22 protein-coding genes and 1 tRNA gene are annotated in these 26154 nt (G+C 59.8%); 8 read left to right on the top strand and 15 right to left on the bottom strand.

The genetic code is table 11. The features are described 5' to 3' along the window. Positions 1-119: 119 nt before the first annotated feature. Positions 120-704, bottom strand: a complete 585-nt coding sequence (locus FGZ14_RS02750) for an acyltransferase family protein (RefSeq protein WP_139920974.1) — start codon at positions 702-704, stop codon at positions 120-122. A gap of 162 nt (positions 705-866) precedes the next feature. Here FGZ14_RS02750 and FGZ14_RS02755 point away from each other — a divergent pair, with 162 nt between their 5' ends. Both FGZ14_RS02755 and FGZ14_RS02760 read left to right on the top strand, forming a co-directional pair. Beyond that, positions 867-1148, top strand: coding sequence for a transposase (locus FGZ14_RS02755; protein ID WP_139920976.1), 282 nt, complete (start codon positions 867-869; stop codon positions 1146-1148). Then, on the top strand, positions 1145-2047 hold the full coding sequence (locus tag FGZ14_RS02760) for an IS3 family transposase (protein WP_139920978.1): 903 nt from the start codon (positions 1145-1147) through the stop codon (positions 2045-2047). Before FGZ14_RS02755 ends, FGZ14_RS02760 begins: the two co-directional genes overlap by 4 nt. On the opposite strand, the gene FGZ14_RS02765 is transcribed toward FGZ14_RS02760, so the two are convergent. The 6 genes from FGZ14_RS02765 to FGZ14_RS02790 all read right to left on the bottom strand — a co-directional run bounded on the left by FGZ14_RS02765 (position 2044) and on the right by FGZ14_RS02790 (position 7573). Beyond that, on the bottom strand, positions 2044-2637 hold the full coding sequence (locus FGZ14_RS02765) for an acyltransferase (RefSeq protein WP_180754463.1): 594 nt from the start codon (positions 2635-2637) through the stop codon (positions 2044-2046). The genes FGZ14_RS02760 and FGZ14_RS02765 overlap by 4 nt on opposite strands. Positions 2638-3137: 500 nt before the next feature. Beyond that, positions 3138-4040: a histone deacetylase gene (locus FGZ14_RS02770; RefSeq protein ID WP_139920982.1), complete on the bottom strand. Its 903-nt coding sequence runs from the start codon at positions 4038-4040 to the stop codon at positions 3138-3140. A gap of 104 nt (positions 4041-4144) precedes the next feature. Then, positions 4145-4861: a DUF434 domain-containing protein gene (locus FGZ14_RS02775; RefSeq protein WP_180754464.1), complete on the bottom strand. Its 717-nt coding sequence runs from the start codon at positions 4859-4861 to the stop codon at positions 4145-4147. Between the two features lie 285 nt (positions 4862-5146). Further along, positions 5147-5887 (bottom strand): LytTR family DNA-binding domain-containing protein, encoded by a 741-nt coding sequence (locus FGZ14_RS02780; protein WP_139920987.1) that lies wholly within the window; start codon positions 5885-5887, stop codon positions 5147-5149. Beyond that, complete coding sequence (locus FGZ14_RS02785; protein WP_139920989.1) at positions 5865-6923, bottom strand: sensor histidine kinase; 1059 nt, start codon at positions 6921-6923, stop codon at positions 5865-5867. Before FGZ14_RS02785 ends, FGZ14_RS02780 begins: the two co-directional genes overlap by 23 nt. 173 nt (positions 6924-7096) lie before the next feature. Beyond that, complete coding sequence (locus tag FGZ14_RS02790) at positions 7097-7573, bottom strand: hypothetical protein (RefSeq protein ID WP_139920991.1); 477 nt, start codon at positions 7571-7573, stop codon at positions 7097-7099. A 1087-nt stretch (positions 7574-8660) separates the two neighbouring features. Here FGZ14_RS02790 and FGZ14_RS02795 point away from each other — a divergent pair. From FGZ14_RS02795 to FGZ14_RS02805, 3 genes are all read left to right on the top strand, one after another. Beyond that, on the top strand, positions 8661-10232 hold the full coding sequence (locus FGZ14_RS02795; RefSeq protein ID WP_139920993.1) for a TROVE domain-containing protein: 1572 nt from the start codon (positions 8661-8663) through the stop codon (positions 10230-10232). 167 nt (positions 10233-10399) lie between these two features. After that, the gene (locus FGZ14_RS02800; RefSeq protein ID WP_139920995.1) at positions 10400-11251 is read left to right on the top strand and encodes a TIGR02452 family protein; all 852 of its coding nucleotides are present in this window, start codon (positions 10400-10402) and stop codon (positions 11249-11251) included. A gap of 1332 nt (positions 11252-12583) precedes the next feature. Further along, positions 12584-13987 (top strand): RtcB family protein, encoded by a 1404-nt coding sequence (locus tag FGZ14_RS02805; RefSeq protein WP_139920998.1) that lies wholly within the window; start codon positions 12584-12586, stop codon positions 13985-13987. 94 nt (positions 13988-14081) lie between these two features. On the opposite strand, the gene FGZ14_RS21655 is transcribed toward FGZ14_RS02805, so the two are convergent. Then, complete coding sequence (locus FGZ14_RS21655) at positions 14082-14249, bottom strand: hypothetical protein (RefSeq protein ID WP_180754465.1); 168 nt, start codon at positions 14247-14249, stop codon at positions 14082-14084. A 324-nt stretch (positions 14250-14573) separates the two neighbouring features. Next, the gene (locus tag FGZ14_RS02810; RefSeq protein ID WP_139921000.1) at positions 14574-15134 is read right to left on the bottom strand and encodes a hypothetical protein; all 561 of its coding nucleotides are present in this window, start codon (positions 15132-15134) and stop codon (positions 14574-14576) included. 428 nt (positions 15135-15562) lie between these two features. Between FGZ14_RS02810 and FGZ14_RS02815 the strand changes: the two genes are divergently transcribed. Further along, a complete protein-coding gene (locus tag FGZ14_RS02815) occupies positions 15563-15991 on the top strand; it encodes an OsmC family peroxiredoxin (RefSeq protein WP_139921002.1) in 429 nt (142 codons plus the stop codon). A 22-nt stretch (positions 15992-16013) separates the two neighbouring features. Here FGZ14_RS02815 and FGZ14_RS02820 read toward each other — a convergent pair whose 3' ends face one another. Continuing rightward, positions 16014-16565 carry an MOSC domain-containing protein gene (locus tag FGZ14_RS02820; RefSeq protein WP_139921004.1) on the bottom strand — a complete coding sequence of 184 codons (552 nt, stop codon included), beginning with the start codon at positions 16563-16565 and terminating at the stop codon, positions 16014-16016. A 57-nt stretch (positions 16566-16622) separates the two neighbouring features. Beyond that, a complete protein-coding gene (locus tag FGZ14_RS02825) occupies positions 16623-17060 on the bottom strand; it encodes a hypothetical protein (protein WP_139921006.1) in 438 nt (145 codons plus the stop codon). Positions 17061-17261: 201 nt separating this feature from the next. On the opposite strand from FGZ14_RS02825, the gene FGZ14_RS02830 reads away from it, so the two are divergent. Both FGZ14_RS02830 and FGZ14_RS02835 read left to right on the top strand, forming a co-directional pair. Beyond that, positions 17262-17945: a Dps family protein gene (locus FGZ14_RS02830; protein WP_139921008.1), complete on the top strand. Its 684-nt coding sequence runs from the start codon at positions 17262-17264 to the stop codon at positions 17943-17945. A 290-nt stretch (positions 17946-18235) separates the two neighbouring features. Then, a tRNA-Leu gene (locus FGZ14_RS02835) sits at positions 18236-18317 on the top strand. A 227-nt stretch (positions 18318-18544) separates the two neighbouring features. On the opposite strand, the gene FGZ14_RS02840 is transcribed toward FGZ14_RS02835, so the two are convergent. From FGZ14_RS02840 to FGZ14_RS02855, 4 genes are all read right to left on the bottom strand, one after another. Then, positions 18545-20128, bottom strand: coding sequence for an NFACT RNA binding domain-containing protein (locus FGZ14_RS02840; RefSeq protein WP_139921011.1), 1584 nt, complete (start codon positions 20126-20128; stop codon positions 18545-18547). A 578-nt stretch (positions 20129-20706) separates the two neighbouring features. Beyond that, positions 20707-21474, bottom strand: coding sequence for an MBL fold metallo-hydrolase (locus FGZ14_RS02845; protein WP_139921013.1), 768 nt, complete (start codon positions 21472-21474; stop codon positions 20707-20709). 122 nt (positions 21475-21596) lie between these two features. Further along, a complete protein-coding gene (locus FGZ14_RS02850) occupies positions 21597-21974 on the bottom strand; it encodes a response regulator (RefSeq protein WP_139921015.1) in 378 nt (125 codons plus the stop codon). Between the two features lie 85 nt (positions 21975-22059). After that, a complete protein-coding gene (locus FGZ14_RS02855) occupies positions 22060-26133 on the bottom strand; it encodes a PAS domain S-box protein (protein WP_139921017.1) in 4074 nt (1357 codons plus the stop codon). Positions 26134-26154: the final 21 nt, after the last annotated feature.

Consider the following 26154-nt stretch of genomic DNA (forward strand, 5'->3'; position numbering starts at 1 on the left):
TTTGTAGTATGAGCAAGAAGCGTAAAAAATCGCCCTATCACCACCCTCAGATTTCTTCCAATCACTAGTACTGGGATCTGTTCCTAGCCACAAAAGCTGTCTTCTTAGTTCTATTGCTGCTATTTATCTGGTGAAGGAGAGAGGCGTTTTTTAATCCACGGCTGGAATATCTTGTCCAAAGCATAGGCAGCGGCAAGGGCCAGCACAAGGTACACAACCGCACGAATTGAAAAAGTGAGTGCCGAGCCAGAAAACGCTACTACTTGGTGGAATAAAACCAGGATGGGGAAATGAATGACGTACAAGCCGTAGCTAATCAGCCCTAGGTCGATTAGCTGCTGTTGGAATAAGTTACTCCAGCGCGAAACCAGTTTAAATTGGAAGAAGAACAGAACGGTGCTTATGGCATATAGCACGCTGGGAATAACAAACTCTTCCATATGGGGCTCCCCCCAATGACGTATCATGTAGAGAACACCTACAGCAGGTATCACCTGCAACACAAGGCCAGCCCAGCGTATGACTACCCCCCTCACTCCAGCTACACATAGCACAATACTGGCCGCATACGGCAGCGCCGCATAATCGAAAATATTGATAATGTAGGTGGCCCAAATGCTGGGTTCCACCAGCTGCCGGGCCTCTAGCAAGTTCACCAGTTTATGTGCTACCGTCGTTAGCGGATTTAGATATTCAATGCTCATAAGCAAGGTGAGGCTGCTAAGCACACGTGACCATTCTACTGGTTGCTGGGGTTGGGGCAGGTTCGATAAAGCCCAGCCCAATGCCCAGAACGAAAACCCGAACAAGTATTGAGTGAGGTGGTCTAGTTAGAGGAGAGAGAATTGGGTGGTAATTTCCGACCCATGGACAAGACTGATAAGCGCCGCAAATACGACGAGGCCTTCAAAGCCGAAGCCCTGCGCGTGGCCCGTGAGAGCCGCTCGGCGCAGGCGGCGGCCCGCGCCCTCAACATTCGCCCGAAGCTGATTTATGAGTGGCAAAAAGCCGCCCAACCGCCGCTGCCCGCCGACCCGGCCGAGGCCGCCGAGGTGCGCCAGCTGCGGGCCGCCAACCGGCGGCTGGAGCAGGAGCTGGAAATTTTAAAAAAAGCCATCGCCATCTTCTCCACCCCACCTGCCCGATGAGCTGCTGGCAATTTATTGACCAGGAGCGTACTAGCTACGCGGTTGAGTTGCTCTGCCGGATGCTGCAGGTGTCCGCCAGCCGCTACTATGCCTGGCGCAAGCAGCAGCAGCCCACCCCGGCTCAGCCGACGGCAGCGAACTGGGAAGAGGCGCTGAAAGAAGCCTTCGGCCAGCACAAACGTTGCTACGGCACCCGCCGCTTACGGGTCGAGCTGCAAGCCCAGGGCCACTGCGTGGGCCGCCAGCGCCTGCGCTCGGCCATGCGGCGGCATGGGCTGCGGGCCTTGCAGCCCCGCGCCTACACCCCGCGCACCACCGATTCGACCCACGGGCTGCGCTGCGCGCCCAACCGGCTGCTCGACCAGCCCAAGCCAACCACGCCTAACCGGGTCTGGGTCAGCGATATCACCTACCTGCCGCTGGCCTCGGGGCAATGGGCCTACCTGTGCGCCTTTCAGGACGCCTGTACCCGGCAGGTGGTCGGGTGGCGGGTGCTCGATACGATGCCCGAAGAGCTGGTCACCAGTGCCTTACGCCAAGCCCTGCTGGCCCGTCGGCCCGCCCCCGGCCTGGTGGTGCACTCGGACCGCGGCGGGCAGTACTGCGCCAACACCTACCGCGCCCTGCTCGACCAGTACGGCTGTCAGCGCTCGCAGAGCCGCCGCGCCGAATGCCTGGACAACGCGCAGGCCGAGAGCCTGTGGTCGCGGCTCAAAACTGAGGAGCTGGGGCCGCGCGAGTGGCCCGTGTTCCGCGACTTAGCCGACGCGCAGCACAGCGTGGCCACTTATTTCGACTACTACAACCACGAGCGCCGGCATTCAGCACTCGCGTATCAGACCCCGCAAACCTTTTACCTCCAACAACTTAAAAATACCGCCCTATTCTCTACGCTCTAACTGGACCACCTCAGAGCAAACCCTCCATATCCACTCAGTAGCAACCCAATGCCGACTAGCGTCGCCAGTAACGTTATCAGCCACGGCCGCGCTCTGATGAGTGAAAGAGGGATAAATGCCAGGTAGAAAATAATTTCATACTGCAGGCTCCACAACGGGTTATTTTCAACTAATACAGGTGACCACCATCCTTGCAGAAACAGTAGGTGCTGCCCAATAGAAGCCCACCCTACAGTAAAGCCACTGGCTGCCACGCCTGCAAATAGAGCTACCACATACATGGGGTACAGTCGCTCGAACCGCTTCCGCACGTAGCTACGCACTTCGCTTCGCTGCATGGGTTCCGGATAGCGCCGACCGATCACGAACCCCGAAAGCAAAAAGAATATTAATACCGCAAAATGGCCTGGGGCATTATAGGCACCGATTCCTGTCGGTGCATAGTTAGGATCTAGCTGGCGCGAATGCACAATCACATGATGCCAGACCACCACCAGGGCCGCCAAGCCACGCAGGGCCTCCAGGTTAAAATCAAATCTTCTTTGAACAGCAGAAGGAAAATCTACTGGCTTAGCAAAAAGCTGTGGCATACAGAGTAAAAGAAATAACGGCATCAAAGATAAGCAGTAGGCTATCTATTGTAGGTCCATTTTGCTTAATGATTCCGTTTCAATGGAGTCTTCCGGCTCTTTCCATTCCACCCAGGCCCGTTGCGCTGCTGGCCTCTTGCGTCTGCGCTAGGCCAAGTCTTAGTTCGCCCGAGCTGACCCGCTGCAACCAACCTGCCGCCACCAATCCTGCCAGTGCATTGCTCACGCTGGTAGTGAACTTTGTGATATCCATCTTCATCACTTTCGGTCTTTTCAGCTTCCCGATGCTGATTTTTCCTTGCCACATGCGCATGCAGTATCACGGTCACATTTTCAGGCACAACGCATGTTAAGATGTGGCCTGCCAGCGTGCTCAGCGGAAGGTGAGGCAATAGGCAGTAAGCTGGGTTATCATCTATACCGCAGGAGAAATCTATTACAGGAGTCCACCCTGGCTTGTTTGTAGTGCTTGGAGTAGCAGGTTGTTGTAGCTTGTTCCTCTACCCATACACCTCATACGCTACCCGGAATGTGTTGCAGTGGGCATCCACAATGTCGGAAAGGCGCTCAGAGTAGCCGCCGCCCATGCTCACGGCTACGGGCAGCCGGTGCTGCTGGCAGAGGCGCAGCACGTACTCGTCGCGGAGGCGGCAGCCGGCCTGGGTGAGGGCCAGCTTGCCCAGCTTGTCGGTGGCCAATACATCGACGCCGGCCTGGAAGAAAATAAAGTCGGGGCGGGTTTGCGCCAGTAGCGGGGGTAGGGTTTCCCGCAGAATCCGGAGGTAGGTAGCGTCGTCGGTGCCCAGGTCTAGGGCCACATCCAGGTCTGACTGCTCTTTGCGTAGGGGGTAGTTGGCGCCGGCGTGCATCGAGAAGGTAAACACGCGCGGCTCATCCCGGAAAATACTGGCCGTGCCGTCGCCCTGGTGCACGTCCAGGTCCACTACCAGCACCTGCCGCGCTAACCCGTGGTGGAGCAAGTGGGCGGCGGCAATGGCAATGTCGTTGAGGACGCAGAACCCCTCGCCCCGGTCGCGGAAGGCGTGGTGGGTGCCTCCGGCCAGACTCAGGCCAATGCCGTGCTCCAGGGCCTTGCGCGCCGACTGCACCGTGCCGGCCGAGCTGCTCAGGGAGCGGCGCACCAGCTCTGGGCTCTGGGGTAGCCCCAGCCGCCGCACTTCAGCTGGCGTCAACTGCAGGTCGCGGACGCGGTGCCAATAATCTTTGGAATGTACCCGCAAAATGTCCTCTTCGGCGCAGAAACCTGGGTCGTAAAAATCCTCGGGTGGCGCAATGCCCTGCCACAGCAGCTGCTCCCGAATCAGGGCGTATTTGGCAATGGGAAAGCGGTGGCCGGCCGGCAGCTGAATACTATACCGGTCAGAAGTAGCAAGGCAGGGCATGCGGGAATGGGCAGTAATATGCAGCTCCCTGTACGAAGAGAAGCCGAAAGAAGGCGAAAGAGCCGGTTTACACCTTCCTAACCCGCCTCAACCTCTTCATCGTTTTAACTTAAATCGAGCAGCCACTGCGGCGGCTCAGCTTCCAGCGCCAAGGCCGCTAGGTTAAGCCAGGCCCCTGCCCGGTCTAGCACCGCCGAATCGGAAGTCACGACAATATCAGTGGTTTCGGCTAGCACATTATCGGGGTTCATTACTACCTCCACCGTCCAGGGCAACCCGAGCACTGGGCCCAGCTCGCGCAGGCGCGCCGCCAGCCGGCCGCTGTTAGACACGGGCTGATCCAGCAGCCACCGCACGGGGCCAGGCGCAAGGGGGAACAGGGCCGCCGCGGCCAGCCGAATGGCCCGGTCAGTTTCCTGCACGGCCCGGTAGGTGCCGTGTATGCTCGATAGGTCGCGTAAAGCTCCGTCGCGGCCGCGCAGCACCACGCCCCCGCTCAGAGCCGTTTCCAGGGTAATCAGCAGGTTGAATCCATCAATGGACACCGGTCGGTTGCCGAGGTTGGCGGCCGGGAGCTGGGTAGCTCGGCGCTGCTGGTACTGCTCGTCGGTGCAGGCGGCCCGGCCCACGGCCCAGCGCTGCCGCTCGGTCAGGGCGTATCGGTTGCCGACCAGCTGGAGGGTAGCCGCCGGTGGATACCCGCGTGTGAGGAGCCAGGACAGCTCCCCAACGGCCTTGCGTAATACCGGTACCCAATTGGGAGCAAACAGTTGGGTATCGGCCGGGTGGGGGCCCCGGTGGCGCGTGTCGGCAGGTCGCATAGTAGGCGTTGTGGATAATGGACAGCAAAGAAAGAACGTCATATCGAACTGGTCGAGACATCTTGCGTGCTGATGCTGTAGTACTACCCCAACGATTCGAGCGAGATGTCTCGACAAGCTCGACATGACGTTCTTAAGTACTTATATAAGTATTGTTCAGGTGATGCTACCTGTTCACAAACTTTGGTAAGAACGGAGGGGTAGCGAAGGCAGGATGCGCGGTAAAGCACCGGATTTCTCCGGCAACGCCTGCCCGTCAAATACACCACTTCACAAGTTCACCATCTAGTGCATGTTGCGCTCCTCGATCAGCTTGAAAAAGGCCTCCGCGTACGACTCGCCGATGGGAATGATTGCCTCGCCCATGTAGATGCGGTTTTTGCGGATGGAGTCGATGTGGGCCAGGGCCACGATGTAGGAGCGGTGCACACGCACGAAATCCTGGGGTGGCAGGCGGTCCTCGAAAGCTTTGAGGGAGTTAAGGGTGAGGATGGGCTTGGCGCCGGCGTAAATCTTGATGTAGTCCTTGAGGCCCTCCAGGTAGCGAATATCGCGCAGGTTGAGGCGCTGGGTGTGGTAGTCGGCCTTCACGAAGATGTAGTCGTCGTGTGGGGTTGGGTTGGGGGCTGGCGCGGGGGTAGGAGCTGGGGCGGCCGACTCGGGCGGGTGAGGCGTGAGCCGGTCCTGGGCTTTCTGGGCCGCTCTCACGAACCGCTCGAAGGCAATGGGTTTCACCAGGTAGTCCACGGCATTCAGGTTGAAGCCTTCCAGGGCAAACTGCTCATAGGCGGTGGTGAAAATTACGAGGGCCTGGGGCTGCATGCTGCGCACAAACTCTATGCCCGTCAGGTCGGGCATCTGAATATCCAGAAACAGCACATCTACGGCTTCGCGCTGGAGCACCGTCATGGCTTCGAGGGCGCTACGGCAGGTGCCCACCAGCTTCAGAAACGGCACACGCTCCACGTAGCTGGTTAGCAGGCGCAGGGCCAAGGGTTCATCATCAACGAGCAGGCACCGGAGCATGGGCAAGGGTCAGGGTTAGTTCTACTAGAAATTCATCGTCGGTTTCCTCTACGTGCAGTAGGTGACGGCCGTCGGGGTAGAGCAGGCTGAGGCGCTGGCGCACATTGGGTAGCCCGATGCCCGAGTTGGGGTCGGGGGAGCCGGTGCGGGGGAAGCGCGAGTTCTGCACCGTAAACAGCAGCTGGTTTTCGCGCACGATTATATTCACGGCAATGCGCGAGAAGTTGCGGGCGCTGATGCCGTGCTTGAAAGCGTTTTCCACGAAGGGAATCAACAGCATGGGCTCAATCAGATGCCCATCCAGCGGGCCATCCACGGTAAACCGGATGTCCACCTGCTCGGGGTCGAGGCGCAGGCGCTGCAGGTCGATGTAGGTGCGTAGGTACTCCGTTTCGCGGGCCAGCGGCACCCTAGCGGCGGCCGACTCATAGAGCATGTAGCGCATGAGCTGGGAGAGCTGCATAATGGCCTCCGGTGTATCATCGGACTTGAGCTGGGCCAGGGAGTAGATATTGTTAAGCGTGTTGAAGAGAAAGTGCGGGCTTACCTGCGACTTGAGAAAGGCCAGCTCGGCCGTGAGCTGCTTGTTTTCCAGTTCGCGCCGGGCACCTTCCGCATCAAACCACGCGCTAGTAATGCGCATGCCGCTGCTGATAATCCAGACCAGAATACCCATCAGCCACATGCCGTGCGGGGGCCGGGAGTAGCGCATGGCGCCGGGCGGCGGTCCATGGTGCAGAGGCTGAATCAGGCCCGTAACCCGAAGCAGCAAGGGCATATACAGCAGCGCCAGCAGCCCCAGGGCCACCAGGAAATACAACGCGAACTTCCTGCGGGCGAAAAGGCGCGGAATCAGCACGTAGTAGTTCAGGTAAAAGTAGCCGGCCAGCAGCAGCGGCAGCACTAAGTGCCGGGGCTGAAACGGCGGCGGGTTATCTGACAGCAGCCGCGGAATGGCCGCTACCCCCACCCAGGCCGCCACGTGCACAATCACGCGCAGTATCCGCTGACGGGTGGTTTTGTCTTGGTTGAACATGCAGTAGGTGGGTAACTAAAAGCTGGTAAGAATACGAAGGGTACTAATAAACCTATCATCCTGAGCGCAGCGAAGGACCTTCTCACGTCCGAACAGGCTATGGGGCGCTTATCGTGTAAGCGTGAGAAGGTCCTTCGCTGCGCTCAGGATGACAGTCTTTTCGTAGGCCCTGGCTAGCGGGTACCGCCGCCCTGAGGGCCGGGGCGGCGCATGCGCTCCTGCTTTTTGGCCTGGTACTTCTGCAACTGCTCGGGCGTGAGCACGTCCTTCAGCTTGGCATCGGTGCCTGCCTGGAGGCTTTGCATTTGTTGCATGCGGGCCTGGCGGTCGGTGGTTTCGCCGCTGGCGCGCAGGCTCTGCATTTGCTGCCGCTGCTCCTGCTGAATGGCAGCTACTTTGGTTTGCTGGTCGGCGGTGAGGTTCAGCTCCCTGGTCATTTCAGCCAGCAGGTTGCCGCGTCCGCCCCGGCCCCCACCCGGAGCTCCGCGGCCCTCGGCGGGGGTAGCAGCTTCGGCCGTGCCTTTGGCTTTCACTTTGTCTTTTTTGGCTTTGACTTTGGTTTTGGCGGGAGCCGTCTGGGCCAGCGCGGCGGGAGCGGTAGCACCGGCCAACAGGCCGAGCAGGAGGGAAGCTGCCAGAAACTTTTTCATGGAGTTGTACAGAGAGAAAGAAGAAGTTGAATGCTGATCTGGTTTGGTAGATCAGTGCACAAACCTACCCTGCAGCCTTCCTGGCCCACGAAAAACATCTACCAACTCCGCCGTTTCCTCGACGCTACCCCCACTTGGCTGCACAGAAGGGTGACATAAGGCAGCCTACTCCCGCTCCCAGGGCTAAAGACGGCCAGCTTACACAAGGCCATGCAAGTAAGATAGTGGGCATATGCCTGCCATCTTGAGTCACTAGGATGCTGCTGGCTTTACCAGGAACTGATAAAGTAGATTATCAACCGATAAAAACTACTGCGGTATGGGTATTTGCGTTCTTGTCGAATATAAATTTGAATTTAAATCATTCTAAATAATGATCAAAAACGCCGAGCATATAATCTAAAACAACATTTTTGCGCAGGGTGAAAAATATTTTATAAAATTTTTGAACTCGTATTGTATATAAGAAAACAACTTTTCTACCTTTGTCACGTTCAACAGCCCAAACGCTAACGACTTTACGCCTTCCTCTGTCATGCGCCGCCACTTTAATCAATATATGCCATCACTCAGCAAGCTGGATCGGGAGATTCAGCCGGGGTTCGGCGCGCCAGCAGACAGGTAAGGTTTCTATCTTAGGACCATCCTCCGCAAAACGCCCGAATCCTACCAGGTTCGGGCGTTTTTGTTTTCTTCATTACCCTATTCTGACTTCCTGCCATGTTATTCTTCCTACCCTCACGCTCCATTCCTACTACCGTTACTTGTCACGTACTATCAGGGGTAGCACCTTGGCAAAAGGGTAGTAAACCGGAGTAACCGCACCAGCTAACGGCTTACGTTTTCGCGCAATCAGGCGCCGTGTAAGCCCGGTTTGGTTAATTAATTTTTCTGGTGATTACATACTATGCGCTGCTGATTTGTAGCGCAAATGAAAATTATTGCCTCTGATTTTTAGGGCTATTGCTTAATAATTCATTGCGTGAATTATGCTGGAAAAACTACGCGCTTTTCTGAGTAATAATTACGAGTTATTAATTCTGCCTGCCAGCTTTCATCCACTACTCACTACCTGATTTTCCATCCGATGCGTTTCAACTTACCCTTCCGCCGGCCTTCTCCGGCTCCGGTGCTCAACCACGAGGGCGCACCGGCCTATACCCTCACCCCCGCCTTGGAGCTGTACGCCGCCGTGGCTACCGCCGCCCTCAGCGACCAGTTCTACGAAACCGCCGACACCCGCCTGGTGCGCCTGCGCGAGCTGGTAGCCCGCAACGACCCCGAGTTTGTGGCCCGCTTGGCCGTATATGCCCGCGAAAAGCTGCATCTGCGCTCCGTGCCGTTGGTGCTGGCCGTGGAGCTGGCCCGCCAGCACCAGGGCACCAACCTGGTTAGCCGCCTGGTAGCCAGCGTGGTGCAGCGCCCCGATGAAATCACGGAACTGCTGGCCTACTACGCCCATGCCAACGGCCGCACCGGCCTCAAAACACTGAATCGCCTCTCCAAGCAGGTGCAAAAAGGGTTGGCCCAGTCCTTCAACCGCTTCGATGGCTACCAGTTGGCCAAGTACGACCGGGCCGGCGCCGTGCGCCTCCGCGACGCGCTGTTCCTGGTGCACCCCCGCCCCGCCGACGAGGCCCGGCAGGCCCTGTTCAACCAACTGGTGGCCGGCACCCTGCCCAGGCCCTACACCTGGGAAACCGAGTTGTCGGCCCTGGGGCAGGTAGGCTTTGCCACGGATGCTGAAAAAGCGGCTGCGTTCCGCCAAAAATGGACTGAGCTGATTGGCAGCGGTAAGCTGGGCTACATGGCCTTGCTGCGCAACCTGCGCAATATTTTGCAGGCCGGCGTGCCCGCGGAGGTAGTAACGCAGGTGTGCGCTACCCTGGCCGATGCCCGGGCCGTGGCCCGCAGCAAGCAGCTGCCTTTCCGCTTCCTGGCTGCCTACCGCGAGGTGCTGGCCCTGGAAGAAGGCACGCTGAAGTCGGTGCTGGCCGCCGTGGGTTTGCGCCAAAGCCCGGTGCCGCAGGTGCTGGCCGCCCTGGAAGCCGCCATTGGCCACAGCGCCGCCAATCTGCGCGGGTTTGGTCCCGAAACCCGGGTAGTAGTGGCCTGCGACGTGTCGGGCTCCATGCAACAGCCCATTTCTCCGCGCAGCAAAGTGCTGCACTATGATGTAGGCCTGGTGCTGGGGATGCTCTTGCAGAGCCGCTGCCAAAACGTGGTAACCGGCATGTTCGGCAACACCTGGAAGCGGCTGGCCCTGCCCCGCGGCCCGGTGCTCGGCAACGTGCAGGAGTTCTACAAGCGCGAAGGCGAGGTAGGGTACAGCACCAACGGCTACCTCGTTATCGAGGACTTGCGCCTGCGTCGGGAGGTGGTGGATAAGGTGATGCTGTTCACCGACTGTCAGCTCTGGAACTCTCACTTCAACGGCTCCAGCGTAGCCAAAGAGTGGGCGGAGTACCGGCGCATGGTCGCCCCGCAGGCCCAGCTCTACCTCTTCGACTTGGCCGGCCACGGCACCACGCCCCTGCAGGTACACCCCGAGCACGGCGCCGCCCTGATTGCCGGCTGGTCGGATAAGATTTTCGACGTGCTGGCGGCCCTCGACAACGGCGGCTCCGCCCTCACCGAAATCGAGCAGATCGAGCTGTAATACTCATAGAGTGCCACTTCAACCCTACTTACTTCATCCTTCCCGCTGCATCACTAGCCCCTATTCCTACCCCTCTATAGCTACTAAACCATGCGGCCCCGGGAGTGGCTTGCGGCAGCCCAATAGCGGTGCCACTCCCGGGTCACGTCCCGACAACCTGTACTTCAATGAACCGAGAAATACGACAACGCATAGCCCACAGCACCCTTGACGCTTTGCAGCGAGGTAGCTACGAAAACCCGGCCGGCCAGCCGGTGCTCCTGACGGAATACCAGCAAGCCGCCGAAACCGGCAGCTGCTTGTACCGCCCGGAAGATGGAGCGGACCTGCTGCGCGAGTTTGATCAGCCCGCGGGTGATCCGGCTGAGTTGAGGGTATATCAGGCTACGACCCTCGAAGCGGCCGCCAACCTGGTGAGCCAGTTCGAGCGGGTAGGTTGTCTGAACTTCGCTTCGGCCCGCAACCCCGGCGGCGGTTTCCTGGGTGGCAGCCAGGCCCAGGAAGAAAGCCTGGCGCGCTCCTCGGGGTTATATCCGTGCCTGACGCAGTTCAAGGAAATGTACCGCCACAACAGCCTTCCCGGCAGCACCGGCCTCTACAGCGACTACCTGGTGTACTCGCCCCAGGTGCCCGTGCTGCGCGGCGAAGCGGGGGAGTGGCTGCCCCAGCCCTTCCGGCTGGACGTGCTGACGGCCCCGGCCGTGAATGCCGGCGCCCTGCGGCGCAACTCCCCGGAGTTGCTACCCCAGCTGGAGCCCGTGATGCGCCACCGCCTGCGGCTGGTGCTGGCCGCCGCTGTCCGCCACGGCGTGGAGGCGCTGGTCCTCGGAGCCTGGGGCTGCGGGGTGTTTGGCAACGACCCAGCGCAGGTAGCTGGGTTATTTGCCGAAGCCTTAGCTGACCCGGCCATCCGGGGCCGTTTCCGTCGCCTCGACTTTGCCATCTTCGACCCCAAACCGCCCCACGCGGTGCTGACAGCCTTTCAGCAGATAATTCATTCTCCGGCTGCGAAAACCTAGTAGAAATACAAACACGGCAGTAACAGAGTAGCCAGGTGCTGCTACCCCTGTAAAGAGGCCTAAACCTAGCTGAAGCGTAGTTTTTTTACGCTTTTTATCATATCATAATCACCTGTTGTCACGTTCATACCCATGAAGTCTTCTTGCCAAACTCCTCTTATAGTAACATAACTACTCCCAGAAGCCACGGCTTCTACTGATTGGGGCGGCGGCTGACCACTTGATGGCTGCCGCCGGCCGGGGCGGCATACCGCCGGGGCACTGAGCTCCGGCGGCCCGCTCCAAACCGGCTGACCTCTGCCCGTTTGGGTGCCATAGGCAGGCGTTACTTCGTCTTGGTTGAATACGCCGGTGCTCCCGGTGTAGGGTTCGATTCCCACCCCGCAGCTCCGGCTGTGGGGTACTCGCCGGCCGCTAGTTGCCCCAAACGCCGAGGTGCAGCCGAAAAATCACCCTGCCGGGTGTCGTAGCGCAGCGTTACTTCGGGTCGCCCGTTCGATTCGGGCCAGTCCAGCCCCATTTTTTTACCTTGGACTGTAGCTCAGTTGGTAGAGCAGAACGGCCTTCGGGCTGGTCATTTCGCTGCTCGTTCGTTGCCCCGGTAGGTTTTATTTTTCCGTGGGAGTAGGTGCCGTAACCAGGCCCTACTTCGCGCTCTTAACGCCCAGGTCGCGGGTTCAAATCCCGCTGGTAGCTGTTTCACAGTTGCTGTAGCTCAGTCAGGTAGAGCAGGACAGAAGGCCCGGTGCTTGTTGCCCCACCCCCGCGGAAAACAGAAAGGTGAGTGTCGTAGGAAAGCGCTACTTCGTCGGTTGGCCTTCTGTGGCCCGCGGGTTCGAATCCCGCCTTGCTCCCTAGCGTGGGCAAGTGGCTGAGTGGTCAAAACCGCCCAGTTTACAGAACGCTTTCCGCTGGTTACCTCACCTCTACTAGTATCTGTTCGGGTGCCGTAGGGCGGCCATACTTCGCATTTGGGTCGCCCGGGTCGTGGGTTCGAGTCCCACCAGTTGCTACCCTCGGGTAGGAGCTGTAGCTCAGCTAGGTAGAGCAGGATACAGGGGCCGCCCGCCTGTTGCCCCGAACAGATGGTATTGATTACTCCCGAGCGGCCGGCCGGTGTCGTAGGGCAGGCATACTTCGTTAACTGTTCATTAGCCCCAAGGGCCTGTCCGCCTTATTACCCTGCTGGCCGCTCCTTTCTCTTCCGCTTTCGGATGCCGTAGGGTCGCGTTACTTCGGCCTGAGAGCGGGTGCACACCCACCCCTCAGGATACGCTGCCCGCCCGTTGCTCCGTCGCGCCGGAAATTTCTCTCAAGTACATTCTTACTCGTATGGCCTCACAACTACGCGGCAACGACCTTCGGCAGCTTGGCTTCCCGGAAGGCCGTGCCATCGGACTCGCGCTGGCCCAACTGCAGCGCAAACACCTCAAAAAACTTTCTCAAACCGATCAGCTCACGCTCCTGAAGGAGCTGCTGGCGAATCCCGCCTCTTACCTCACCCACCTCGACTGGAGCCACACGGCCGCCGCGTTGCTACCCCCGCCCAGCCGGCACATTGCCCTCACCGAGCGCAAGGAGTACGCCGTGTTCGGGGCCGAGTACATCGAGCAGGGCGCCATCCACCAGATGGAAACGGCCATGAAGCTGCCCGTCACCGTGGCCGGGGCTCTCATGCCCGACGCCCACCACGGCTATGGCCTGCCCATTGGCGGGGTGCTGGCCACCGATAACGCTGTAATTCCCTACGCCGTAGGCGTGGACATTGGCTGCCGCATGGCGCTGTCGGTGTTTGCCCTGCCTCCAAAGTTTCTGGACCAGCGGGTGCAGGAGTTGCGCAAGCTGCTGCTCGACAACACTAAGTTCGGCAACCGCGACGTGTTCCGCCACGGCCAGAAGCTGGGCCACGCCGTCCTCGACCGCTCCGAGTTCCAGGAAATTCCCTTCCTACGCAACAAGCTCGACACAGCCGCCGCGCAAATCGGCTCCTCCGGGGGCGGCAACCACTTTGTGGAGTGGGGCGTGGTCGACATCACCGACCCCCGCAACGAGCTGGGGATGCCCGTGGGCCAGTACCTGGGGCTGCTTTCCCACTCCGGTTCCCGCGGCCTGGGCGCCAGCATCGCCAACCACTACACCAAGCTGGCCCAGGATACCTGCCAACTGCCTGCCGAAGCCCGTCACCTCGCCTGGCTGGGCCTCGACACCGAAGCCGGGCAGGAGTACTGGGCCGCCATGAACCTGGCTGGTGATTACGCCTCGGCCTGCCACCACCAGATTCACCAGCGCCTGGCTAAGGCCCTGGGCGAGCGGCCCCTGGCCAAAGTGGAAAACCACCACAACTTCGCCTGGAAAGAGCGCCTCATCGACGGCCGGGAGGTGGTCGTCCACCGGAAAGGGGCCACGCCAGCCGGCAAAGGTGTGCTGGGCATCATCCCGGGCTCCATGACGGCTCCTGGCTTTATTGTGCGGGGTAGGGGCGAGGCGGCCTCGCTGGCCTCGGCTTCCCACGGCGCGGGCCGGCAGATGTCGCGCACCCGGGCCAAGCAGGAGCTGGGCGAAGCCGACGTGCGCCGTTACCTCCAGCAGCACGGCGTAGAGCTGCTGGGCGGGGGCGTGGATGAGGCCCCCCAGGCCTACAAAGACATTCACCAAGTCATGCAAAGCCAAACCGACCTAGTGGATGTGCTCGGCTCTTTCCTGCCGCGTATCGTGCGCATGGAAGGTGGTGTGTAGCCACCAGCAGCCCCTTGCGGCCAGCATCAAAAAAGCCCCAGCCCCGCTTTTATCGGGGTTGGGGCTTTTGGTTTGAAGTCAGAGAAAGCAAGCGCTACGGGCGGTGGCGCCGATGACGATATACTACTGCCGACTGGGCTGCCGCTCCCGGGAACAAGCCCGGCCCGTGTCCGGCCCGCGGAAACGAGGGTAGTAGATCAGCCAGCAATAACAAGGCCACTGCAGTAGCCGCCAGGTTGGGAATAGAGCCGGAGGAATTCATAGGAGCCAGAGTAAAGCATACGGAATGTGAGCAGACGCCGGCGGCCGGTGCGTAGGCCTGAGGCTGTATAGAATAGGACGGAGGAGCTAACACTGGCAGAGATAAGAAAAGAGCCCTGAAGCGGTAGCTCTTTTATATACGAAAACAAAGGTATCAACGGATTGCCAGGGGACTGAAAATTTTGGTACGAACTACGCCTTACACTCGATGAACTGCGCTTTAATGCCTGCTAATCAGGTGAAAAACGGGTTGTGAATATTCTTTCTGATAAGAGTTATAAATAGCATTTAATTTATTCCAGGAGTTGAACGAACTGTCCGCAGGTTAACTGCGCTTGCCTGCTGCCTTACGCGCAGCCGCGTCTGCCGGGGCTGCGGTTAAAATACGCTCAAGCTCAGCGGCTTCCGCGAGCAGGGCGGCCCGACGTGCCTGCAGTAGCGCCTGAGCACTGCTGCCGCTACGCAGCAGTTCCGTGCGAGCCTCATTAGCAAACTCGTGCAGCCAGGCAGGGGGTGGGGTGCCAGCCGGAGCTACTACGGCCGTGAGGGTAGGCAGCGCCGCCAGCCGCCGCCGCGCCCAAAGGGCCCGCTCCGGCATGCGGCTTAGGTCGGCTGTGAGTTGCTCGGCCCGGTGCTGGCACGTTTGCTGGTGCTGGCGCAGAGCGGCCGCATCCGGTGCTTCCGCGGTTGGCGCAGCGGGAGTAGCCTGCTGGGCCAGCGTGAGGGCCGCCTGGGGCAGCGACGCCCGCAAGGGTAGCCGGCGCACCCCCCGCTCTACCTGCGACACCATGGCCTTGCCCAGGCCCAGGCAGCGGCCCAAACCCGCCTGGCTTAGGCCAAACCATGCCCGCAAGGTAGGCAGCAGGGTAATCGGTTCGTTTTTCATGTTCGTAGCACTGCTTTTCACTTTCCCGCAACGCAGAAAAGCGGAAAGCAGTTGCCCGATTTATTTGCTTTACAGCCTGATACTGGTTAAAAGATGTAAAGCATTAGCTTTGGCAAACAGTGCCTGCAGGTGCAGTTGCAATATTGCCGCCAGCACCCCCGGCCTGCCAAATACGGGTAACCGGGGCGTGGTAAGGTAAGCAAAAGGACCTTGGCGGCCGAGGTTGCCCAGCGGTTTTCGGCTTCGTTGAGGTAGGGTAGGGCATCGGCAGAAGCTAAACTTCTGGTGGGCTTCCCAAATTAGTAAAGCTCCCAGCGCAAGGAATTGGCTGCAGCTGCCTAGATTTCCGGCCGCTCCTCCTGGTATCAGGGGTAGCGGCCGGCCTTTCCCATGCCGGCCCCGCTCTGATTTCTCCAGACTTAGTTAGTATGACTACTTCCGCTATTAAGCGAACCGCTGCCGCCCACTGGCAGGGCCGCGGCACCGATGGTGCCGGCCAACTTACAACCGGCAGCACTATTCTGCAAGACGCCCGCTATAGCTACCTCACCCGCTTTGAAGAAGGCATCGGTACTAACCCCGAGGAACTGATTGCGGCAGCGCACGCGGGCTGTTTCGCCATGAAGCTTGCCTTCAACCTGCAGGCCGCCGGCTTCACGGCCGATTACATTGATGCGCGCTGTGAAGTGGTGCTGCAGGACGGCTGCATCAGTGCATCGCATCTGTCAATAAATGCCAGCGTACCGGGGCTGAGCTTGGCTCGCTTTCGGGAACTCGTGGACGATGCCCGGCAAAAATGCCCCGTGTCGCAGGTGCTGCGGGCCGATATTCATTGCACCGCCCACTTAAACCAGTAGAGCAGGACGGCTCTGTCTGCCGCTAGGCTCCCGCAGGCAAGGCAGAGGCAGCAGGAGGCGTCGGCTCCAGATACACGGCGTCGCCAACCCGGATGCGGCCGCCCTGCACGATGCGGGCGGTGAGGCCCCCATGCCCCCGCATGGCATTGTAGCCGCCCGGTCCCAGCTCTTCCTCCATGCGCGAACAGGGGTGACACTCGCCGGTAATTTCCAGAATAGCCTCTTCGCCGATGCGGACACGGCGGTTTTTCAGGGCCAGCAGGTTCAGGCCACTCACAGCCAGATTGCGGCGGAGTCGGCCCGGCTCTACCGGCTCTGTGAGTCCCAGAAAGCCAGCTACGGCCGCCAGATGCTCCTGCTGCACCAAAGTAACCTGGCGCTTGCCCCCGGGCTTGGGGCGGGCATGGTCGCCCAGCAGGTGGCGGTCGGTTTCCAGGGTGGCCTCAGTTACGGCCTGCAGGGGCTGGCGCCGGGCCGGGCGCAGCCCAATCCACTCCAGGCGACCTACCTGCGGCAAGGTGCCCAGCAACCGGGCAATGGTGGATTTATCGTCGCCGACAAAAGGGAAAGGCATAGAACTGAAGTGAGAAGTAAAACATGGAGAGCCCGCGCGGCGGCCGATAGGGCCAGCCTACCGGGCCGCCGCCCGGATTTCGGGGTGCCGGATAGCACCGCCCAGATTAGCCGCGCGGGCCAGCAACCCCAGGCTCAGCAGCGCCCCCACCACCGTTAGCCAGGCCATTAGCCGCAACCGGCTGGTAAGCTGCAGCGTCACCAGTGCCAAGGCCCCCGTCAGCTCCAGCGCCCAGAAACCCAGCTCAGCGGCCTTCTCGTGGGCCTGAATGAGGGAGGGGGAAATGCCCGGCAAAGACGAAAGAGCCTCCTCGGCGCCTTCGCCGGTGAGTTGGGTGGGCAGGCAAAGCACGGCCGCCACCAGTATGGTCCAGAGTCCCGTGCGGATCAGCACGGGGGTAGGGCGCAACAGCCCGATAAGCAGCAATACTAGCCCGAACAGGCAGGTCAGCAGGGGGCTATGGTTCAGGAGCAGGTGCAGGTGAGCTTCGTTCATGCCAGCGCGGCGCAAGGAGGGAGGACACAAGCTGCCGTTTTTCTGGCAACTAAAAAACAGTGGAACAGCCGCGTAGTAATTAAGTCAAATCCATAGCAAATATAGGGCTCACGCTAACCCCGTGCAGGCTTATGCGTATGGTAACACGGCGGTGCGCCCTGCGTTGCCCGCCTTCTACGCAAATCAATTCCTGCAACTATCATGGCCAAAACCACCGCCAAAAATGCACCGGCTGCTGCCGCTGCCCCAAAAGCTTCGGCCGCCAAAAAGGCTGCTGCCTCTGCCACTGCTCCGGCTGCCAATGGCCAGTCCGGCCCCAGCGTGCAGCCCATTCTCAACCAGCAGTTTAACGCCCCCGCGGCCCTGCAGAAGTACGGAACCGTGTCGCAGCGCCTGCCCATCGGCCTCGACACTCAAATCCGTCAGGAAAGTGTGGAGATGCTCAACCAGATGCTGGCTGACACCTGCTCCATTCGGGATATGTACAAAAAGCACCACTGGCAGGTAGTGGGCCCCACGTTTTACCAGCTGCACCTGCTCTACGATAAGCACTACGAGGAGCAGGACGCCCTGATTGACATGATTGCCGAGCGCATCCAGATTCTGGGCGGCGTAGCCGTAGCCATGGCCGCCGATATTGCCGAAGTGACCAGCATCCCGCGTCCCCCCCGCGACCGGGAGGAAGCTCCCATCCAGGTGTCGCGCCTGCTGGAAGCCCACCAGATCATCCTCAAGAACTGCCACGACTTTGCCAAGCGCGCCGCCGACTCCGGCGACGATGGCACCAACGACCTGATTGTGAGCAATGTGCTGCGCACCAACGAAATGCAGGTGTGGTTTGTATCGGAGCACGTAGTGGATACCCCCTTGGCCCGCGCCGAATAATTCGGCTTCTTCGGATTTTAAAAAGGCTCCTGTCCGGGAGCCTTTTTTTGTTGGTGGGGGATAGGAAACGGCTCCTCTGACGGGTTTGCTGCGTAAATCAGCTTTTTTTTCAGCCTGATAATGAGGGCGAAACCTCTCCAGATAAGCCTAAAGGCAGCCCTCTGGCGAAAAAACAGCCGGTCGGATTTGGTCCCTTCCGCCCAAGACTCTACTTTTGTCCTCGATTCACCGCCTCAGTGAATCCGAAGGCTTCGGCTTTTGCTTAGTAAGAAGAGTGCTTGCCGTTATCTGCGCACGTGGTGAAACTGGTAGACACGCCATCTTGAGGGGGTGGTGCCTTCGGGTGTGGGAGTTCGAATCTCCCCGCGCGCACTCTTGAAAATCCCGCTTCAGCTTGCTGAGGCGGGATTTTTGTTTTTTGGCTACTTAAAGCACCGGCTCTGAAACAGATTCCGCAATGCTGGGCTGGGCCGGACAGTTCACTTGAATTATAGGGGCAACAAACTCGTCCGGCTAGGCTTAGCTTCGAGGCACTCCGCACGGTGCTCTCAGGCTCCACTACTCAGTCGTTCTGGCGGATGCATATTGGCCAGAGCCACCTATTCCGCCCGCTCGAAGGGGTTGGCGGGCACCACTAGGAGCACGTTTTCGCGTTCCACTACTACTTGCCCGGTAATGGCGCCTTTGGGCTTGCGCACAAACTTTTTGGGCGTGTATGTAACGGGACAGAGCGAATCGTTTTTGCGGCGTGAGTACCAGGCGGCCAGTTGCGCCGCCCGCTCCAGCACTGGCGCCGGCACCGTCTGGCCCGGCCGCTGCCGGATGACCACATGGGAGCCGGTTACGTCCTTGGCGTGCAGCCACAGGTCGTCTTTGTGGGCGTAGCGCTGGGTTAGCAGGTCGTTGTTCTGAGCATTACGGCCCACCAGAATAGTAAAGCCGCTGTCTTCAAATACCTTGAACGGTAGCTCCTGGGCGGCTTTGGCGGCCGTGGCCGGGTCGAGGCCGTGCTGCTTGCGCCACTGACGCAGGGTTCGGAGGTCGCCGGGGGGTAGGGCGGCCAGTTCCTCCAGGCGCTCCAGGCACCACATAGCTTCGGTTTCGCGGCGCTCGGCGCGGGCGCTCAGCTCCCGCGTTTCCAGCTGCTGGTTTTTGGCTTTGCGGTAAAGGTTCTGGGCCGTGCGCTGGGGCGTTTCGGAGGGCTTGAGCTTGATGACGCGCGGCTGGTTGTCCTGGTAGAAATCGACCACTTCTACCTGCTTGGCGCCGGCCGGAATCTGGCTGAGGTGAGCCATAATCAGGTCGGCGGTCTGGCGGTAGCCCACGGTGTTTTCCAGGGCGTGCAGGCGTAGCCGGACGTGCTGGGCGCTGGTGGCGGCTTCGTCGGCGCGCTTTTCCAGCTGCTGGCGCACCTGCCGCAGCTCGCCCTCATAGGCCCGGCGGTTGAGCAGCAGCGGCACGAAGCGGCGCAGCGCCCCAATGGGGTCGGTGGCGGGCAACGTCAGCTCTACCTCACCCACAGGCAGCAAACTCAGGCGCGTGCGCCCATCCAGCCGGATAACGTAGAAAGCCGCCGGATTTTCCAGCTCCTGTACCACCTCTTGCACCAATTGCCACTTGTGCTCCAGCGGGGCCGGATCGTAGCCACGGGTGCGCAGATAAGCTGCCACTACGTCGTTGAGGCTGGGGTATGCTTTCAGTGGATTGCTCGGCAGGTCGGCGGCCTCGGGAGGGGTAGGGGCGGTGAGGGCCGAGGTAGGCTGCAGCTCCGCATCGGCAGTGTAACGCTGGTGGAACAGCTGGACCGGAGCTTCGGGGGTAGGGCGGAAGATGGCGTTGGGCCGGGTGCTATAGAGCTTCAGCAGTAGGGTAGCGCCGCTCTGGAAGGTAAACTGCAGCACCCGGTCGTTGGGCCAGGCGGCTACCTCGGCTACCTGCTGGCCCAGTAGCTCCGGCAATAAATCAACGGAGTTCTGCCGGGCCCGGTGAAACGACTCAGGCAGGGTAATCAGCGGGCCGGCCGCGGCCAGTAGTACCCGCAGCCAGAACTCTTCTGCACCATTGGTCAGGCCCAGTACCAACTCATCCTTTTCCTGCGAAAAGCATGCTACTACCGTATAGCCAGTTAATTGCTGGGTAAGGGCCGGGGCGAGCTGGCGCAGGAAGTAGTAGTTGGTGTGCATAGGTACAAAAACGCAATATTACCTAAGCAGCAGTACGCATTAGGTGAAGCTGCTTAGTTAAGACTTGGCTGGTGAGGTGCAGAGTAGTTGATCCAATAACCGGCTAACACGCCGCGTTTCCAGCCAGAACCCCAGTAGAAAGAGGCTATATAGGCCTAAGGCCATCAGCAGAGGCAATACTACGTTGCCAACATCTAGGGTACTGCTATCCGGCTTGAGCAACAACGGGACTGCGCTCCACAACATGCTGCCACAGACGATTAGTGTAATCCCTAAAACCATATATGACTGCCAGGCCACCCGCATGAAAAGCCAGAGTCGGCTGCCGGTGCTTGTCGCTACTATATGCCCCCGGACTTGAGTACCAGGCGTTTTGCTTAGCGCGGGTGTTGCTACCTCGAAGGCAAATCTGTACTTCGTGTCCGGTTGCTGCAGCGGGTCAACAGCAGGTATCTTCTTATCTACTACCCCCGAAGCATTGTGCAACTGCTTTAGTACGGCTTCGGGTGGTAACAAGCTGTGTAGGGTCAGACAAGAAAACAAAAGAAGCTGCATCGTGATATATCAGCTTGGCGTGGTTACACCGTCACGCGCAGCCCATCATAGGCCAGCTTGATAAAGCTAGGCAACTCGGCTTCAATCTCGCGGTGGCGGCCCAACTGGTGACTGATGTGGGTGAGGTAGGCGCGGGTAGGGGCCAGGTCCTCCAGAATATCAATGGCTTCCTGCAGGGTGAAGTGCGAAATGTGCTGCTCGTGGCGCAGGGCGTTGAGCACAATCACCTCGGAGCCGCGCATGCGCTCCAGGGCCTCGGGGCTGAGGTAGTTGGCGTCCGTAACGTAGGTGAAGTTCTTCACCCGAAAACCCAGCACTGGGAGCTTGTAGTGCAGGGCCCGGATAGGCTGAAACTCCACGCCTTCCACCCAAAAACTGTCGGTGTCGCTGAGAATGGGGTGCACCTGCACCTGCGGAATGCCAGGGTACTTGTGTTCGGCAAAGATGTATTCGTACTCGCGCCGGAGCTGGTCGAGCACACGCGGCTCAGCGTACAGGGGCATGTCCTGCTGCTGGCGGAAATTATAAGCCCGAATGTCGTCGAGGCCGCCGGTGTGGTCCTTGTGCTCGTGGGTGAACACCAGCGCATCGAGATGGTTGATGTGCTCCCGCAGGGCCTGCTGCCGGAAGTCAGGGCCCGAATCAATAATGATGCTCTTGCCCTGCACCTGCAGGTGCACCGACACGCGCAGGCGCTTGTCGCGGTAGTCCACCGAGCGGCAGACCACACAGGAGCAACCAATAACGGGCACGCCCTGCGACGTGCCCGTACCAAGGAAGGTGATTTCCATGAGAAATGGAGACTGGGGGACTTGAGGGCTTAGAAACTTGGTTAACGTTCAACGACACCTCAAAAAGGCTGTTTAAACATCAACCAAGTCTCCAAACCCTCAAGTCTTCCAGTCCCTATCAATTAACCAATGTACTGCTTCACCACACGCACCAGAGCATCAAAGTCGAGGGGTTTGGGCAGGTAGTCGGTTACGCCGGCCTCCCGGAACTGCTCCATGGAATAGTTGTTGGCGTTGCCGGTAATGGCAATAACCGGAATTTTGGCAATGCGCGGATCGGTGTGGCGGCGGATTTCGCGGGTGCATTCCATCCCATCTTTCACAGGAATATTGATGTCCATCAGGACGCAGTCGATGGGCTGAGTTTCCACCTGCTTGATGACCTCGCCGCCATTTTTGGCCGATACGATACGGTATTTCTGGAGTTCCAGAATTTTCTTGGTCAGGTTCAGGATAACGGAGCTGTCCTCAGCAATCAGAATCGTTTTAGAGTCGGCCATGAGGGAGAAGGATTGGATAGTGCGATGAGAGAGTTGTAAGTTCGTTTTCAGGGGCTGGCCCGGAAAATTCCCGGGCCAGGGTCGGCTACAGTGCCTGGGTTAAGGAAGGGTAGGCGGCCTTGAATTGTGCAAAGTAATCAAGCAGACGTTGAAATTCCGCCGGTGTGTTTTCCGTACGACCGTTTTTCAACTCATGTTCTAGTGCTTTGACACATTCTGCCATTTCCTGAATCCCCAACGTGAAGCCCGTGCCCTTAAGCTGGTGCAAATGTGGCAAAATCTGCTCGTACTGGCCAGCCTCGACGAACGCGCCCGCTTCCTGCAGCACTTGTTCGGCTTCCACCTCGAAGTCCTGGTAGAGCTGGGCCGCGAACTCGCCTCCCCCCAGCTGGCGCAGCTGCTCCACAATTTCCAGGTCGATGGGCGGCGGAGTAGCCGGGGCAGTTTCTTCCGCCACTACCCCGGCGGCCGTGCCGGCCTCGGGAGCAGCCCGCCCGGTGGTCCAGCGGCGCAGAATGGCGTACAGGTCCTGGCTTTTCACCGGTTTTGAGACGTAGTCGTCCATGCCCTGCTGCACAAACCGCTCGGCATCCTCCTTCATGGAGTAGGCCGTCATGGCCACGATGGGCGGGCTGGCCGCTCCCAGGCGCTGCCGGATTTCCTGCATGGCTGTGACGCCATCCATCTCCGGCATCTGAATGTCCATGAAAATCAGGTCGTAGTGGGCTTTAGGGGCTGTGGCCCGGCTAATGGCCTCAAACCCATCGGAGGCCACCACAATGTCGCAGCCCAGCTTATCGAGCAGGCGGGTAGCTACCTTCTGGTTGATGGGGTTATCATCGACGAGCAGCACCCGCGGGGCCGACTCGAAGCGGACTACCTCCTGGGGCCGCTCGCGGGCCGTGAGGCGCTCCTGCACAATCTGCTCCTCGTTGAGGGCTACCTGGCAGCGGATGGTAAACCAGAACGTAGAGCCGTCGCCGACGTTGGAATACACCCCGATTTCGCCTCCCAGCAGCTCAGCCAGCTGCTTGCTGATGGCTAGGCCCAGGCCCGTTCCCCCGAACGCCTTAGTGGGGGTAGTATCAAGCTGGGTGAAGTTGGTGAAGAGCAGCTTTTCGTTTTCCTCTGATATACCAATGCCCGAATCCTGCACCGCAAAGCGCAGGGTATGCTCCTCGCCATCCGTCACCGTGGAGGATACAATGATGCTTACCGTGCCCGAAGACGTGAATTTAATGGCGTTGGAGGTGAGGTTGCTCAGGATCTGGAGCAGGCGGGTTTCATCGGTAATGATGAAGCGCGGCGTGTGCGGGGTGATGTGGTAGGTGAAGGTGAGATGCTTCTGGTTGGCCCGGTTGGCAAACAGGGAGTGAATCTTGTCCAGGGTATAGTGCAGATCAATACCTGACTCGCTGAGCTGGAGCTTGCCGGCCTGAATTTTCGACAAGTCCAGAATGTCGTTGAGAATGGCCAACAGCGCATCCGACGACTTACGCAGGGTATCCACGTACTCTTCCTGCTCCTCGGAGGCTACGGTCTGGTGCAGCAGGTCAATCATGCCGATGATGCCGTTCATGGGCGTGCGCAGCTCGTGGCTCATGTTGGCCAGGAACAGGGTTTTGGCCTCCAGGGCCTGCTCGGCCGCTTCCTTGGCCTGGCGCAGGTCGTCCTGCATCTGCTTGAGCTCCGTAATGTCGCGGGCAATGCCCTCGGTGCCCCCGCCGGCCCCGTCGCCTACCTGCCGGGCGTTTACCAGCACGCTCACGGCGTGGCCGGCCTTGTGGCGCATGGCAATTTCGAAGTTGCGGGCCAGCCCGTTCTGCTGCACGCTCTCCAGCAGAGATATCCGCTGCTGCGGATACATGTAAAACTCGCCGATGTAGTGGCCCAGGGCTTCCTCTGGGGTGTAGCCCAGAATGTCGCGCACGGAGGGGCTCAGCAGCGTCAGGGTGCCTTCGTCGTCGGTGCGGTAATACACGTCCTGGAACGACTCGAAAATGGCCCGGAACTTCTCTTCCTGAGCGGCCAGCTCCAGCTGGGAGCGTTTCTTATCGGTAATGTCGTGGGCAATGCCCGAAATTTCCTCGAAGGAGCCGTCGTCGAGGTAAATAGGGTTGAGGTAGATCTCGCGCCAAGTGTCCTGGCCGCGGGCGTCGCGCAGGCGCACCTCGAAGCGCTGCGGGTGTCCCTGGAAGGCCTTGCGGTAGTTTTCAATGAAGGCGCGGCGGGCTTCTTCCTCCATCAGGGCCACGTCGGCCTGCCACAGGTTCACGTTCAGGGCTGGGTACACGCCGTTGCGGCGCAGGAAGTAGGCGGCGTAGTTGCGGTTAAACGACGAGAGGCGGGAGTGCGTATCCACGGACCACATCAGGTGGGAGCCGCTCTCAAAAATGGCGTTCAGGCGGGCATTCTGCTTCTGAATCTGAACCTCGTTGCGCTTGCGCTCAATGGCCAGGGCTACCTGGTTGGAAATAAAGTGCAGAATCTCAATGTCGGCGGCGGTATAGGCGTCGGCTTTTTGGTAGTCCTGCACGGCAATCACCCCAATGATGCGCTCCCCAATGCTGAGGGGCGAGCAGAGCATGACCTCCGGCATCAGCCCGTAGGCCGTGATGGTGCCACTCTGGATCAGTTCCTGCAGGTCGTCGCGCAGCAGGTACTGGGGCCGCCCCGTCCGGATGATGTACTCCGAGATGCCCGAGGAGAAGGGCCGCGCCATCATGCTCTGGTCACCCTGGGCATTCTGGTCCACGAAGTAGGCAAACTGCAACTGGGTCCGGGCCTCGTCGCAGAGGGCAATGTAGAAGTTGTTGGTTTCAATGATCTTGCTCAGCTCCCGGTGAATGGCTCCGTAGAGGGAGTGCAAATCCTTGGAGCTGATGGCCAGGTTGGCAATGCTGTAGTACACCTTCTGCAGACGCTCGGCCTTGATGCGGTCGGTGATGTCGTGCAGAATGGCGCGGGTGCTCACCGGCTCTCCATCCTGCCAGGAGCAGCTAATGGAGCCGATCAGGTGCACCGGCTTGCCCGATTTGGTCAGGAATACGGTTTCCAGCTTGTTGACTTTCTCGCCCTTATACAGGTTGCGCAGCTGGTAGAGCAGCTTGGCCTTATAGTAGGGGTGCACCACATCCGAGAGGCTCAGCTGGGGCAGGTCGTGGTCGTCGTAGCCCAGCTTTTCCTTCCAGGCCTTGTTCACGAACAGGAACCGGTTGTCAATGCTCAGGTTCTGAATCAGGTCGTGGGCATTGTCGAAAAAGTCCTGGAGGCGGTTGCGGTTATCGGTGAGGGCGCGCACGGCCACCTGCTTGTCGGTGATGTCGCGGCCCACGAACAGGATGCCCGTAATAGCGCCCTGGGTGTCGCGCTCAAACTCCGAGTGCCAGAAAAAGGTGCGGCCCTGCCCGGAAACCGTCAGCAGGGAGCGTTCAAAGAAATCCTGGAGCTGCTCATCCTCGATAGCGCGCTGGAAGGCAAAGCGGCGGGGTTCCTGCTCCGTATCGGGCGCAAACAAAGCGAAATACTCCTTGCCGTAGAGGGTAGAGGCCGGGCGGCCAGTTACCTCGCAGAAGTACTCATTGATATCCTGAATCCGGGCTTCACGGTCCAGGAGCAGGTAGCACATGCCCGCCCGGCTGAGTACGTCGCGGAACTGCCCGCGCGAAAAATCAGCCAGCTGCACGCCCGAAGCTTCGCGTCGCCGACTAGATGCTGCGGGGGGAGCTTCTACGTACGGGGCCACATCGCGCAGCGTCAGCAACACCAGCCAGGAGCCATTGGCGCCCAGGCGGCTTAGGGTAGCCCAAGCCTCCAGGGCGGAGCCATTGGTGTGGCGGCCGCTCCAGCGCAGAGAGGCCCGCTCGCCGGTTTGCAGGCAGCGCGCCACCTGCTCCTGCAGCTGCTCGGCGGAGGCAAGCTGGTTGGCCGGGGTAGGGTCAGGGCTCAGGGAAAAGGCCATAAGCCCGGCTCCCAACAGTATGGGCCGGGTAGTACCCAGGTAGTGCACTGCCCGCTGGTTGCAGTCGAGCAATGCGCCCGCGGAATCATATAGCAACAGGCCATCGAACGATTCTTCGAACAAAGCCCGATACACGTCGGCCGACAGGCCGGACCCCTGAGAGGGAGCCGCCGCCGAGGTACTCGAAAGTGTATTCATGGAATAAGGAGGATGCGCGGG

Origin of the sequence: Hymenobacter sp. DG01 (assembly GCF_006352025.1) — a bacterium.
Taxonomy (GTDB): Bacteria; Bacteroidota; Bacteroidia; order Cytophagales; family Hymenobacteraceae; genus Hymenobacter.